Here is a 304-nt window from a genome sequence, read left to right as displayed (position 1 = left end):
CACCTGCTGCCGCTCGGAGGTGAGGATGTCCGCCGACTCGGCCATGAAGTGCACGCCGCAGAAGACGATGTACTCCGCCTCCGGTCGGGCCGCGGCGTCCCGGGCCAGCTTGAAGGAGTCGCCGGTGACGTCGGCGAACTCGATGACCTCGTCCCGCTGGTAGTGGTGGCCGAGGATGAAGACCCGGTCGCCCAGGCGGGCCTTGTCGGCGCGGGCGCGCTCCACCAGGTCCGGGTCGGACGCTGCGGGGAGGTCGCCGGGGCACTCCACGCCCCGCTCGCTGGCCGGGTCGGCCTCCCTGCCG

The 304-nt window shown here is 73.4% G+C and carries 1 protein-coding gene; it reads right to left on the bottom strand.

What is annotated here, in order from left to right; all coding sequences use genetic code 11:
• The coding region (gene nadA, locus LO771_RS30245) for a quinolinate synthase NadA (protein WP_230748357.1) at nt 1–304 on the bottom strand (304 nt) is incomplete at both ends.

This window comes from Streptacidiphilus sp. ASG 303, assembly GCF_020991365.1.
Lineage (GTDB): Bacteria > Actinomycetota > Actinomycetes > Streptomycetales > Streptomycetaceae > Peterkaempfera.
Note: the sequence above shows the minus strand (reverse complement) of the source record. Positions and strands in the feature narration are given on the sequence as shown.